Raw genomic sequence first — 12,738 nt, 5'->3', positions numbered from 1 at the left:
CCAGACAAATGACCAAGTTCTCCGCTTTCCTGAAAGACGAAGCCGGCGCCGTGACCGTTGACTGGGTGGTTCTGACCGCCGCCGTCGTGGGCCTCGGCCTCCTGATCTTCTCGTGGGTCCGCCCGGCCGTGTCGGACCTGGCCGAAGCGATCAACACCGAGCTCGGCAACGCCCAGACCACCATGTCCACCGCAGGCGCTGGCGGTGCTGGCGGCGGCACCCCCTGATCTCTGACTTCCTCTAGAAGTCAGGCCGCGCTTCGAAAGAAGCGCGGCCTTTTCCCTTTTCAACAGGATGCAAGGGCAGTAGCAGTTCGGGCACGCCCAACGGGGAATGCGCGTCCCCGTTCCCACGCCCTGGTTGGTTTTCTGGCAGGACATGCACGTTCCCGATTGCAGGACAGCGTCGGATCTCATCCACCCGGGTTCCGCCTGATCGCCGCAAGGCTGTGCCCGCGAACGTCCCGCCAGTGCTCAGATGGCATTTCCCAGGATTCTACTCATGCTTGTCTGGAACCATGGCAATTCTTGTCGTCGGCCCAGAAATAACCCATGCGATCCAAACTCTTGCCATGATTCAACGGCTATATGGCTTCATACCGAACGGCAGAGGCGACAGCGACAGCCACTCACGGAACGGTTGAGAAACAGATGCATACCTTAGAAAGGGACAAGACGATGACCAAGTTTTCCGCTTTCCTGAAAGATGAATCCGGCGCCGTGACCGTTGACTGGGTCGTTCTGACCGCCGCCGTCGTGGGCCTCGGCCTCCTGATCTTCTCCTGGGTCCGCCCGGCCGTGTCGAACCTGGCCGAAGCGATCAACACCGAACTCGGCAACGCCCAGGCGTGCATGACCGCAGACAACGCCCTCGGCTGCACCCAGTAAGACCGATCGACCATCGTTCAGGCCGCGCCTCGCCGAGGCGCGGCCTTTCCATTGTCAGACCGCGGCTTCCAGACACCTCTGGAAACAGTAAGACACTCACCGCGGCATTGATGCCCGACCAATGCTAAATTTTCGCCGCATTCAACGGCCAAAGTCGCGAGTGAGACTTCTTGGCCCAGGAAATGGAATCAGGCGCATGACGGCCGGCCGACACCGCGACGAACTGACTCGCAATGTCGTCGAGGCATGGCATGACGACGTTGACTCCATTCGAGTCGCGGATGTCGGATCCGTGTCTTGCCGGGTTGTGCCCGCCACTATTACAGCCTTGCGTGCCGCCGCAGATGACCTGTGGTCGCGCCCAGAACACCAGAGGTAGAAATGAGAGCAGTATTCGCGTTGGTCCTTGTCGTCGGCATGGCTCTGGCCGGCGTGGCGGTCTACATGATCCAGGGGTACATGGCCGATCTTGAAGCCGCCCTGCGGAAGGAGCAGGCCTTCAACGCCAAGGCCGGCAAGCTGGTCGAGGTGTTCGTCTTCGCCAAGCCGAAGAAATACGGCGACCCGCTGGCCGAGGACGATGTCGTCGCCATCTACTGGCCGGAAAAGAGCCTGCCGGCGACGATCTTCCGCGACAAGGCGACGCTCTTCCCCGAAAACGCCAAGGGCCCGCGCTACATCATGCGCTCGACCGAGGCCTTCGAGCCGGTCCTGGCCAGCCGCGTCACCGAGCCGGGCGAACTGGCGAACCTGACCTCCAAGCTGGAAAAGGGCAAGCGTGCCTTCGCGATCAAGGTCGGGACCAATTCGGGGATCTCGAACTTCGTGAAGCCCGACGACTACATCGACATCCTCTGGACTGGCAACGTCTCGGGTGTCGAAGGCGGCATCACGCGCCAGATCGAAAGCGCGATCCTGGTCATCGCTGTCGACAACGCCATCAACGAGGGACAAGTGACCTCGGACACTGTTGCCCAGACGGTCACAGTCGCCGCGACCCCGGAACAGGTTGCGCGTCTCGCTCAGGCCCAGGCGACCGGCCGACTGACCCTGTCGCTTGCCCGCGATGCCAGCGAAACCGTTGAAGGAACGGTGGAAACCAACACCAAGGCCATGCTCGGAATCGTCGAGGAAGTGGTTGCTCCCGAAGTCGTCGCGCCGGAAGTCAAGAAGTGCTACGCCAAGCAGCGCAGCGGCGGTCAGGTCATCGAAACCGACGTCGAGATCCCCTGTTCCAACTAGTTCGGGGATTTTCCGAAATGAAGGGGCGCGGCCACATGATATGGGGCCGCGCCCTTTCCATTCTTCAATCCGTTGCGACCTGTTGCAGTTTATCCACATCAAGGTCAGCCCTCAAATCATTGATTCTTGCAAAAAAACCGGGCTTGGGTCATTCTGCCCACACATAAGGGCGTTCAAGACCCAAACGAGGCGTGGTCGAAAGGGCAGATCACATGAACATGAAACGACTCCTGGTAGCAGGTTATCTTGGTGCGTGTCTCGCATCGACGGCGCTGACGCCAGTCTCGGCCGAAGTTCTGCGCGTCATGCAGGGCCAGGCTTCCAACGCACTCAACGTTCCGATGAACCGGGCCGTTGTCGTCGAAAGTGATGTTCCCTTCGCGGAACTCTCGATCGCAAACCCCGGCATCGCCGACATCTCGACGCTGTCGGACAAGTCCATCTACGTCCTCGGCAAGGCCCCCGGGCGCACCACGCTCACGCTTTTGTCGCCGGACGGGCAACTGATTTCCAACGTCGATGTCCATGTCACCCCCGACATCGCCGAATTCAAGGAACGGCTGCAACAGATCCTCCCGGGCGAGAACATCGAGGTCCGCACCGCCAATGACGGCATCGTGCTGTCGGGCCAGGTCTCTTCGACCGCCAAGCTCGACCGGGCGCTCGATCTTGCCAACCGCTACGCGCCCGACCGGGTGTCGAACCTCATGGTGGTCGGCGGCACGCAGCAGGTGATGCTGAAGGTCCGCTTCGCCGAGGTGAACCGGACGATCTCGAAGAACCTGTCCTCGTCGCTGGCCATCCGGGACAGCGGCAGCCTGCGCGGCGAAACCGGCACCTATCTCGGAACGGGCAACGGCATCGGTGCGGCTCTGAGCCTGCGAGAGAACGTCGCGGGCGGTATCGCCTTCGGCGGCGGGATCGGCGGCCTCGAATTCGAGGTGCTGCTCGAAGCCCTCGAATCCAAGGGCATGGTGCGCACACTGGCGGAACCGAACCTGACCGCGCTGTCGGGCCAGGAAGCCAAGTTCCTTGCCGGCGGTGAATACCCGGTCCCGGTGTCACAGGACAACAACACGGTCACGGTCGAATTCAAACCCTTCGGTGTGGAACTGAACTTCACCCCGGTGGTGGTCGACCAGGACATCATCAACCTCTCGATCAGCGCGGCGGTGTCCTCGATCGACCCGGCCAACGGTATCACGGTGTCCGGCTTCAACATCGACGCCTTCAAGCGGCGCGAAACCTCGACCACGGTCGAAATGCGCGACGGCGAAAGCTTTGCCATCGCGGGCCTTCTGCAGGACGACTTCCGCGACCTGAACACCCAGCTGCCCTGGATCGGCGACGTCCCGATCCTTGGCGCGCTGTTCCGTTCGTCGGAATACCAGCGCTCGCAGAGCGAACTTGTGATCATCGTCACTCCGCACCTCGTCAGCCCGGTGGCCGGTGCCGCACTGGCGCTGCCGACCGACCGGGTGCGCATCCCGACAGAACGCGAGCTTTTCCTGTTCGGCGATGTGGCGAAGGGTCCGAAGCGCGGTGCCGCCGCCGAAGTGGCGCGGCAGGACTTCAGCTCGTCCTACGGCTATGTGATGGAGTAAGGCGATGACCAGCATGCTTCCCAAACTCCTGGCCACGTCGGCCCTTCTGGCCCTGACCGCCTGCGGCGAATCCTCGGTCTCCTGGGACCGAGAGCTTGGCTCGGAGGTCGACAAGGGCCAGTTCGGCAACGCGACGATGAACAACACGCTGCTCCAGACCGGAGAGCTGACCTACACCGTCGCCCTGGCCGAACGCTTTGCGGCCGAGGTCCCGGACACCATCACCTTCGCGTTCGACAGCGCGCAGCTGACGCCCGAGGCGATGGATATCCTGCGCAAGCAGGCGAATTTCATCCGCCAGTTCCCGGAGGTTCGTTTCCGCGTCTACGGCCATACCGACCTCGTCGGTTCGGCAGCCTACAACCAGCGTCTCGGCCTGCGTCGTGCCCAGGCTGCCGTCGCCTATCTGACCTCGCAGGGGATCTCCCGGTCGCGGCTGGAAGCGGTGGTAAGCTATGGCAAGACCCGCCCAATCATCCAGACCAGCCAGCCGGAACAGCGCAACCGCCGCACCGTGACCGAGGTCTCGGGCTTCGTGAAGTCGCATCCCCTGGTGCTGAACGGCAAGTACGCCGAGATCATCTGGCGCGAATATGTGACCAGCGCCACGCGCCCGCATACAACGACAGCCGCCGACGCAACGGGCCAGGGTGGCGGCTGACAAATCCGCCGCAGGATCACCTGACAGGAGGCCGGGCCATGTGCCCGGCCTCTTCGTTTCCATAATCGTGATAATCCCAGAAACAGGCCCTTTTAGCCCAAATATCGCCACCATTCTTGAACAAGGTCACCCAGATAGGATGAGTTCCGGGGTCCGTTGTTCCACAGGTCGAAAGCCTCTCTGCCTCCAAGCTAACTACCTGCAATTTATGTACAAAAGCCCCGCACCAAAAGGACCAGACGCGAGATGACGAGCAAAGCCACAGTTCAGAGCGATCCTGCACCGATCCTCGCATGCACGATTTCGCGCGATGTGCAGCGATTCGATCTGCTGATCGACGACATGGAAGCCGAACTGGGCGAGGCCTGGGGAGACCTCAATTTCGAGGACGCTCTGGTCTTTCTCAAGCAGCCCGACAGCACCGGGATGCAGTTCGTTGCCATCGCCGTCGACAGCGAGGACGAGTCCGAACTGTCAAAGATGAACGACGTCATCAAGGCGGCCAAGGCCAAGAAGATCAAGGTTCTCCTGATCGCCAACCAGGTCAGCCCTTCGGTCCTGCACCAGATGCTCAAGCTCGGGGCCGACGACTTCGTGCCCTACCCTCTGCCCGAAGGCGCGCTGCATGACGCCATCGAACGTTTGCGCAAGCCGGCTCCGGTGTTGCCGGACGGCTACGATCCCGAAACCGGCACCTTCAACCCGGTCTACAAACCGCGGGGCGACCGCAACGGCGTGATCCTTCCCGTGCATGGCATGGCCGGCGGCGTCGGCGCGACGACGTTCGCCGCAAACCTCGCCTGGGAATTGTGCCTGATCCCCGAAGCCGAAGGCATGCGGGTCTGCGTGATCGACCTCGACCTGCAATTCGGCTCTGTCGCTACCTATCTGGACCTCCCCCGCAAGGAGGCCGTTCTCGAGATCCTGACCGATACCGCGGCCATCGATGCCGACGCGCTGATGAAGTCGATGCTGACCTTCAACGAAAAGCTGCACGTCTTCACCGCGCCGGCCGACATGCTGCCGCTCGAGATGATAACCCCGGAAGACATCGGCCGCATCCTCGACACAGCCCAGGCCAACTTCGACTTCGTCATCGTCGACATGCCGACGACCGTGGTCGCCTGGACCGAAGCGGTGCTGACGCGCGCACATGTCTACTTCGCGCTGCTCGAACTCGACCTGCGCTCTGCCCAGAACATCCTGCGCTTCATACGGGCGCTGAAGGCCGAGGCTCTGCCGCATGACAAGGTGCGCTACGTTCTGAATCGCGCGCCGAAATTCACCGACCTCTCGGCCAAGGCGCGGGTCAAGCGGATGGCTGAAAGCCTTGACATCGACATCGAAGTGCAGCTGCCCGATGGCGGCGAACAGGTGACGCAAGCCAACGACCACGGCCTGCCCATCGCCGAAAGCGCGAACAAGAACATCCTGCGCAAGGAACTGCAAAAGCTCGCCAAGTCCTTGTACGATCTGAACAAATCTGCCGAAACCGCAAAAGCCTGATCTAGGGGGAACAGTCCGTGTTCAGTCGGTTCAAGAAAGATACTCCCGCCGGTTCCACCCCGTCCACCGGGGGGCTGGCGCCCGTCAGCCAGGTTGCCGACAAGGCGCCCTTTGCATCTGCGGCTCGCGCCGCCCAGCAGCCCGCGGTCCAGCAGCGCGCTGCGGCCGAGGCCATGGCCGCCGACAAGGAGAAGAAGCGCAAGGAGCGCCTGACCGAACTGAAGGTCGAAATCCACAAGCGGCTTCTCGAGGACCTGAACCTCTCGGCCATCGAATCGGCGACCGAGCAGTCGCTCAGGGGCGAAATCGCGGCCCTGACCAACGAGGCGCTGGACGAAATGTCCGTCGCGCTGAACAAGGAAGACCGCCTCGCCCTGACGCAAGAGCTCTACGACGAGGTCATGGGTCTCGGTCCGCTGGAGCCGCTGCTGAAGGACGAGACGATCAGCGATATCCTGGTCAACGGGCCGAAGCGTATCTTCGTCGAACGCGCCGGCAAGCTGCAGCTGTCGGATGTCACCTTCCGCGACGAACGCCACCTTCTGCGCATCATCGACAAGATCGTTTCCGCCGTGGGTCGCCGCGTCGATGAATCGAACCCCTACTGCGACGCCCGTCTTGCCGACGGTAGCCGCTTCAACTGCATGATCCCGCCGATCGCGGTGGACGGGTCGCTCGTCTCGATCCGGAAATTCAAGAAGGACAAGCTGAAGATCGAGGATCTCGTCCGCTTCGGAGCCTTCACCGAGGAAATGGCCGCCTATCTCCAGGCCGCCGTGTCCTGCCGGCTGAACATCATCGTCTCGGGCGGTACGGGTTCCGGTAAGACGACCACGCTCAACGCGCTGTCGTCATTCATCGACAACCACGAGCGCGTGCTGACCATCGAGGATACCGCCGAACTTCAGCTGCAACAGGTCCATGTGGGCCGGATGGAAAGCCGCCCGGCCAACGTCGAAGGCAAGGGTGCAGTCACCCAGCGCGACTGCCTGAGGAACGCGCTGCGTATGCGTCCTGACCGCATCATCGTGGGGGAAACCCGGGGTGAAGAGGTCATCGACATGTTGCAGGCCATGAACACCGGCCACGACGGCTCGATGACCACGATCCACGCCAACAACCCGCGCGACGCCATCTCGCGTCTGGAAAACATGGTCGCCATGGCCGGGATCGAGATGCCCTTGAAAGCCGTCCGCAGCCAGATCGCCTCGGCCGTAAACCTGATGGTTCAGGCCAGCCGTCTGCAGGACGGAACGCGCCGCATGACCTCGGTGACCGAAATCACCGGGATGGAAGGCGAAGTCATCTCGATGCAGGAAATCTTCCGCTTTGAGCGCCTGGGGGTCGAGCCTTCGGGCAAGATCATCGGCCGCTTCAACGCGACCGGCATCCGCTCGGCCTTCTCGGACCGCTTCCGCCAGTGGGGATTCGACCTGCCGGCCTCCATCTACGAACCGATCGTCTGACCGCCATGCAAATCAGCGCAGCCCCCCTGATCTACCTGATGATCTTCGTTGCGGTCGTCGTGATCGTCAACGGTATCTACCTGATCGTCTTCGGGAAATCGATCAGTCTCAACAGTCGCGTAAGCCGGCGCCTGACGCTTCTGGAAAAGAACGCGAACCGCGAACAGGTGCTGGAACAGCTCCGCAAGGAGATGAACCAGCACCTCAACGCACGCAACATCCCGCTGTATTCCGTGCTGGCCAAGAAGGCGCAGCGCGGGAACATCGCCTTCTCGCCCCAGGCGCTGATCGGGATCATGGCGCTTCTGTCGGTCTTTGCCTTCCTGATGCTCTCTGCCTTCACCGCCGCAGAACTTGGCCTGCGTCTGGTGCTGGGCGTGGCGATGGGCGTGGGTGGCGTGTTCTTCTGGGTCAACAGCACGGCGAAAAAGCGGATGAGCCTTCTGGAAGAGCAACTGCCCGATTCCATCGAACTGATGGTTCGCAGCTTGCGGGTAGGCCATCCGTTCTCGACCGCCATCGGCATCGTGGCCAAGGAGATCCCCGACCCGCTGGGCTCCGAGTTCGGCGTCATCGCCGACGAGGCGGCCTATGGCCGCGACGTGGCGGAATCGCTCAAGGCCTTCGCCGAGCGGATGGACAGCCAGGACCTGCGCTTCCTCGCAGTGGCCGTGTCGATCCAGCAGCAATCCGGCGGCAACCTGGCCGAGATCCTGGAAGGCCTGTCCAAGGTGGTCCGAGCGCGCTTCAAGCTCTTCCGGCGTGTCCGCGCCATCACGGCCGAGGCGAAGTGGTCGGGCATGTTCCTGTCGGGCTTCCCCATCGTCGCGCTGATCATGATCAATGTGGTTCAGCCCGACTATTATGACGAGGTCAAGGGCACCTCGGCGTACATCCCCGCGGCGCTCTTCGTCGTCACCTTCCTCATCATCAACATCATCTACATGAAGGTGATGACCAACATCAAAGTGTAGGTCTGGACCATGGAATTCTTTGCGAACCTGATGTCCGGCATAACCGAGCGTTTCGGGCCGATGGCCCCGCTCCTCGCCGTGGGACTCCTTGGCCTCCTTCTGGTGCTGCTGGCCCTGCCGGTGGTCATGAAACGCCAGCGCGACCGCTTTCGCGAGCTGAAGGAACAGGCGCCGACCAGCGCCAAGGACAAGAAGCGCGCCCTGCGCAAGACCGAGCGCGTGGACAAGCTGGAGAAATTCGCCCACTTCCTCGAACCGCAGAAGAAAGAGGAACTGTCGGCCGCCAAGCTGACGATGCTGCGGGCGGGCTATACCGGCAAGAATTCGGTCCGCATGTTCCACGCGATCCAGTTCCTGCTGGCCATCCTGTTCCTGGTCGGCGGCCTTATCATCGCGCTCGTCAAGTCGATGTCGCAGGAAATGTCCGGTGTCGACCTTGTCCTGCACAGCATCCTGCCCTGCGCCATCGGCTATTACCTGCCGCGCTACTGGGTGAACAAGCGCGTCAAGCAGCGCCAGAACGAGATCATCGAAGGCTTCCCCGATGCGCTCGACCTGATGCTGGTCTGCGTCGAGGCCGGTCAGTCGCTGGACCAGTCGATCATCCGTGTCGGCAAGGAAAGCCGGGCGGGCTATCCGGCGCTGGCCGACGAATTCGACATGGTCGCGCAAGAGGTGAAGGCCGGCAAGGAACGCATCGCGGTGCTGAAGGACATGGCCGAACGTGTGGGCGTGCCCGACGTGGCCTCCTTCGTGACGACAATCATCCAGTCGGCCACCTTCGGCACCTCGGTCGCCGACGCCTTGCGCGTCTATTCGGCCGACATGCGCGACAAGCGCATCATGCGGGCCGAGGAAAAGGCCAACATGTTGCCGACCAAACTGACGCTCGGCACAATGCTGTTTACAGTTCCGCCGCTTCTGGTCATTCTGATTGGGCCTTCCGTTTACGGGATGGTGACAATGCTGACCCAACTCGCGGGCGGCCTCTAGGACCGAGCGGTATGTGACTTGCGCAAGGCAGTCGTCCTGACACTGTGTTCTGCGCTTCTCCTGGCCGGCTGCGTGCCGGCCAGCGGCGTTTCCCGGAACAATCCCTATGGCGTGGATGCCCGGGGCGAAGCCGTGGACGGGATGACCGTCGGCCACCGGCTGATGGACGCGGGCGAGCACGAGCTGGCGCTGAAGGCCTATCTTCGTGCAGCCTCCGAAACCGGAATCAACGCGGATGTGCTGTCGTCGATCGGTTCGGCCAACCTTGCGCTCGGGCGGCTCGGCCAGGCCGAGAAGATGCTGAAGCGCGCGCTGGAGCTCGATCCGAATTTTGTCCCTGCCGTGAACAATCTGGGCGTGGTGAAGATGGAGCAGGGCCAGACCGGCGAGGCGCGGGTCCTGTTCCAGCGCGCCTTTGCGCTGGATAGTGGCGAAACGGACTCGATCCGCGAAAATCTGATGCTCGCTATCGCGCAAAGCGAGGCGAAGGTGTATGATCCTCAACAAGAAGAACAAAAAGGCGGGTTCCGTCTGGTCCGGCAGGAAAAGGGCAAATATGTCCTTCTCTCCGATCTCTAGGCGGCGGCACGTCCAAGACGATACGGGCAGTCAACAAAAAGGACGCTGAAGATGCGCCATCCGGCTTTCGTAGTGCTGTGCCTTGGCGGCGCAGTCGCCTTGTCGGCTTGTCAGAAGAACTCTGACGCACAGGTCCAACGGGCACTCAAGGACGTGAACGTCGTTGACGAAACCAACCTCAACGACGTGATGATGACGGTCGCCGACCCGAACGAGGCCGTCGCCTATTTCACCCGCACCCTGCAACAGAACCCCGACCGCATCGACCTGATGCGGGGCCTGGCTCGCTCGCTGACCCGGGCCCAGAAGCCGACCGAGGCGGCGCAGGTCTGGCGCAACGCGGTCGCGCACAAGGATTCAACCCCGGAGGACCGGGTGATGCTGGCCGATGCGCTGATCCGATCGAACCAGTGGCCCGAGGCCAAGGCCGAACTGAACCAGATCCCGCCGACGCACGAAACCTACGACCGCTATCGGCTGGAGGCGATGGTGGCCGACAGCGACAAGAACTGGAAGAAGGCCGACAGCTTCTACGAGATCGCCGCCGGCTTGACCACGACGCCGGCCGGGGTGCTGAACAACTGGGGCTTCTCCAAGCTCACCCGTGGCGATGCAGCAGGTGCCGAGAAGCTGTTCACTGAGGCGCTGACCTACGATCCGGGCCTCTTCACCGCGAAAAACAACCTGGTCCTCGCTCGGGCGGCCCAGCGCAAGTATGATCTGCCGGTCGTGCGGATGACGCAGGTTGAACGGGCCGAGATGCTGTATTCCATGGCGCTTGCCGCCATCAAGCAGGGCGACGTCTCGGTCGGGAAAAGCCTGCTGAACCAGGCGATCGAGACGCACCCGCAGCATTTCGAAGCCGCGGTGCGCAGCCTGCAAGCTCTTGATGCGAATGTGAAAACCTGATGCTAGAGCCGACCGATGCGATGATCCTTCTCGTCCCCGTGCTGCCCATCGCGATCTGGGCGGCGCTGTCGGACTTGAAACGGATGAAGATCCCCAATGCCTCCGTCCTGGCCATGGCGGCGGTCTGGCCGCTGCTCGGCTGGTATGTGTCGCCGACGCTGACCGTCTGGGCCTGGGGCTTCGCGCTGATGGCGATCGTGTTCGTCGCGGGCTTCCTGATGTATCTGACCGGCACCTTCGGGGCCGGCGATGCCAAGTTCGCCGCGGCGATGGCCGGCCTTTTCGTCGGCGGCAACATCGGCGAGATCCTCCTCATCATCTTCCTCTGCATGGTCGGCGCGCTGGTCGTCCACAGGCTTCTGCGCAGCATTCCATGGGTGCGCAACGCCACGCCCGACTGGGAAAGCTGGACCAAGCGGCGCTACTTCCCCTTCGGTCTGGCACTGTCCGCAATCGTCATCGTCTATCTTCTTGCCGTCATCTGGCCACAGGGCTGACACAAGTCACGTTTACGACTCAATGCGCGAACCTGCGCTAGATTGTCCACGGAGCTTGCCCTATGAACGCTGAGGCCCCGGTGTCGGGCGTGCAACCGCCGCCCTCCCCTCGCACGCTGGAAGATACCGGCCTGTCGATCATCACGATGCGCGACATCCTGTTGAAGACGATGTTCCGCACCAACCAGTCGCAGGTCTCGGCGCTGGCCAAGGTCATCTGCCTGCCCGTGCCGCTGACCCAGGAACTGGTGGACCTCGCCCGGACGCAGAAACTTCTGACCGCGATGGGCACGATGTCGGCGACTGCGTCGAACGAAATGGCCTACGAACTGACGGACGCCGGCAAGGCGCGCGCGCTCGATGCGCTGTCGCAGTCGGAATACTACGGCGCGATGCCGGTGCCGCTCGACCAGTATTCGGTGCAGATCAAGCGCCAGTCGGTCCGCGACATCCGCCTGAACCGCGAACAGCTCCTCTCCGGCATGGGTCACCTGATCCTGCCGCCCGACCTGATCGACAACCTCGGACCCGCCGTCACCTCGGGCCGCTCGATCCTCCTGTACGGCCCGCCCGGCAACGGCAAGTCCTCGATCTCGCACGGCATCCGTGCCGCGCTTGGCGACAAGGTCTATGTGCCCCGCGCCATCGAATATTCCGGCCAGATCATTTCGGTTTACGACCCGATCGTCCATGCCGCCGCCGAGATGGCCGTGGATGACCCGAACTCTCTGCGCCGCACCTCGAACCGCTTCGACAACCGCTATGTCTATTGCGAGCGCCCCTCGGTCATCACCGGCGGCGAACTGTCGCTCGACATGCTCGACCTCGCCTACAACCCCACCGCGCGGACCTATCAGGCGCCGCTGCAGCTCAAGGCCACCGGCGGAATCTTCATCATCGACGACCTCGGCCGTCAGGCCGAGCCGCCGCAAAAGATCGTCAACCGCTGGATCGTGCCGCTGGAGGAATCGCGCGACATCCTCGCGCTGCAATCGGGCGAGAAGTTCACCGTGCCCTTCGACACGCTCGTCATCTTCTCGACGAACTTCCACCCCAACCAGATCTTCGACGGCGCGGCGCTGCGGCGGATCTTCTTCAAGATCAAGATCGACGGGCCGAGCCAGGAGAACTTCCTGAAGATCTTCGCCATGGTGGCGCGCAAGAAGAAGATGCCGCTGGACGAAACCGCGCTGATGCACCTGATGAAGGTCAAGTTCCCGACGATCCAGAACAACTATGCGAACTACCAGCCGACCTTCCTGATCGACCAGATGATCGCGGTCTGCGAGTTCGAGAACATCCCCTACCAGATGACCCCGGAACTCATCGACCGCGCCTGGGGCAACATGTTCGTCCGCCAGGAAGACATCGCGCACTGACCCGGTCCCTCGTCGTTCGACTTCGTCTCCTCCTCGGGCAC

General features: G+C 62.4%; 13 protein-coding genes. All 13 read left to right on the top strand.

Annotated elements, in window-relative coordinates; genetic code table 11:
- The coding region (locus tag ACK4IU_RS01525) for a hypothetical protein (RefSeq protein ID WP_409730933.1) at window positions 1–227 on the top strand (227 nt) is incomplete at its 5' end.
- A 450-nt stretch (window positions 228–677) separates the two neighbouring features.
- Window positions 678–887: a Flp family type IVb pilin gene (locus ACK4IU_RS01520; protein ID WP_409730931.1), complete on the top strand. Its 210-nt coding sequence runs from the start codon at window positions 678–680 to the stop codon at window positions 885–887.
- A 381-nt stretch (window positions 888–1,268) separates the two neighbouring features.
- On the top strand, window positions 1,269–2,129 hold the full coding sequence (gene cpaB, locus ACK4IU_RS01515) for a Flp pilus assembly protein CpaB (protein WP_409730929.1): 861 nt from the start codon (window positions 1,269–1,271) through the stop codon (window positions 2,127–2,129).
- 212 nt (window positions 2,130–2,341) lie between these two features.
- Window positions 2,342–3,733, top strand: coding sequence for a type II and III secretion system protein family protein (locus ACK4IU_RS01510; protein WP_409730927.1), 1,392 nt, complete (start codon window positions 2,342–2,344; stop codon window positions 3,731–3,733).
- A gap of 4 nt (window positions 3,734–3,737) precedes the next feature.
- Window positions 3,738–4,394 carry an OmpA family protein gene (locus tag ACK4IU_RS01505; protein WP_409730925.1) on the top strand — a complete coding sequence of 219 codons (657 nt, stop codon included), beginning with the start codon at window positions 3,738–3,740 and terminating at the stop codon, window positions 4,392–4,394.
- A 246-nt stretch (window positions 4,395–4,640) separates the two neighbouring features.
- Window positions 4,641–5,900, top strand: a complete 1,260-nt coding sequence (locus ACK4IU_RS01500; protein ID WP_409730923.1) for a CpaE family protein — start codon at window positions 4,641–4,643, stop codon at window positions 5,898–5,900.
- A 17-nt stretch (window positions 5,901–5,917) separates the two neighbouring features.
- The gene (locus ACK4IU_RS01495; protein WP_409730921.1) at window positions 5,918–7,366 is read left to right on the top strand and encodes a CpaF family protein; all 1,449 of its coding nucleotides are present in this window, start codon (window positions 5,918–5,920) and stop codon (window positions 7,364–7,366) included.
- A gap of 5 nt (window positions 7,367–7,371) precedes the next feature.
- Window positions 7,372–8,340, top strand: a complete 969-nt coding sequence (locus ACK4IU_RS01490) for a type II secretion system F family protein (protein ID WP_409730919.1) — start codon at window positions 7,372–7,374, stop codon at window positions 8,338–8,340.
- Window positions 8,341–8,349: 9 nt separating this feature from the next.
- Window positions 8,350–9,333 (top strand): type II secretion system F family protein, encoded by a 984-nt coding sequence (locus ACK4IU_RS01485; protein WP_409730917.1) that lies wholly within the window; start codon window positions 8,350–8,352, stop codon window positions 9,331–9,333.
- A gap of 18 nt (window positions 9,334–9,351) precedes the next feature.
- Window positions 9,352–9,912, top strand: coding sequence for a tetratricopeptide repeat protein (locus ACK4IU_RS01480; RefSeq protein WP_409730915.1), 561 nt, complete (start codon window positions 9,352–9,354; stop codon window positions 9,910–9,912).
- Between the two features lie 51 nt (window positions 9,913–9,963).
- Window positions 9,964–10,821, top strand: coding sequence for a tetratricopeptide repeat protein (locus tag ACK4IU_RS01475; protein ID WP_409730913.1), 858 nt, complete (start codon window positions 9,964–9,966; stop codon window positions 10,819–10,821).
- Window positions 10,821–11,318 (top strand): prepilin peptidase, encoded by a 498-nt coding sequence (locus ACK4IU_RS01470; RefSeq protein WP_409730911.1) that lies wholly within the window; start codon window positions 10,821–10,823, stop codon window positions 11,316–11,318. Before ACK4IU_RS01475 ends, ACK4IU_RS01470 begins: the two co-directional genes overlap by 1 nt.
- 62 nt (window positions 11,319–11,380) lie before the next feature.
- Window positions 11,381–12,697 carry an ATPase gene (locus ACK4IU_RS01465; protein WP_409730910.1) on the top strand — a complete coding sequence of 439 codons (1,317 nt, stop codon included), beginning with the start codon at window positions 11,381–11,383 and terminating at the stop codon, window positions 12,695–12,697.
- Window positions 12,698–12,738 lie beyond the last annotated feature (41 nt).

This window comes from Tabrizicola flagellatus (assembly GCF_046295235.1).
Taxonomy (GTDB): domain Bacteria; phylum Pseudomonadota; class Alphaproteobacteria; order Rhodobacterales; family Rhodobacteraceae; genus Tabrizicola; species Tabrizicola flagellata_A.
Note: the sequence above shows the minus strand (reverse complement) of the source record. Positions and strands in the feature narration are given on the sequence as shown.

Excerpts from the sequence above, each read along its gene's own strand:
- ACK4IU_RS01520 (WP_409730931.1), top strand. The coding sequence starts at position 678 with ATGACCAAGTTTTCCGCTTTCCTGAAAGATGAATCCGGCGCCGTGACC.
- cpaB (WP_409730929.1), top strand. The coding sequence starts at position 1,269 with ATGAGAGCAGTATTCGCGTTGGTCCTTGTCGTCGGCATGGCTCTGGCC.
- ACK4IU_RS01510 (WP_409730927.1), top strand. The coding sequence starts at position 2,342 with ATGAACATGAAACGACTCCTGGTAGCAGGTTATCTTGGTGCGTGTCTC.
- ACK4IU_RS01505 (WP_409730925.1), top strand. The coding sequence starts at position 3,738 with ATGACCAGCATGCTTCCCAAACTCCTGGCCACGTCGGCCCTTCTGGCC.
- ACK4IU_RS01500 (WP_409730923.1), top strand. The coding sequence starts at position 4,641 with ATGACGAGCAAAGCCACAGTTCAGAGCGATCCTGCACCGATCCTCGCA.
- ACK4IU_RS01490 (WP_409730919.1), top strand. The coding sequence starts at position 7,372 with ATGCAAATCAGCGCAGCCCCCCTGATCTACCTGATGATCTTCGTTGCG.
- ACK4IU_RS01485 (WP_409730917.1), top strand. The coding sequence starts at position 8,350 with ATGGAATTCTTTGCGAACCTGATGTCCGGCATAACCGAGCGTTTCGGG.
- ACK4IU_RS01475 (WP_409730913.1), top strand. The coding sequence starts at position 9,964 with ATGCGCCATCCGGCTTTCGTAGTGCTGTGCCTTGGCGGCGCAGTCGCC.
- ACK4IU_RS01470 (WP_409730911.1), top strand. The coding sequence starts at position 10,821 with ATGCTAGAGCCGACCGATGCGATGATCCTTCTCGTCCCCGTGCTGCCC.
- ACK4IU_RS01465 (WP_409730910.1), top strand. The coding sequence starts at position 11,381 with ATGAACGCTGAGGCCCCGGTGTCGGGCGTGCAACCGCCGCCCTCCCCT.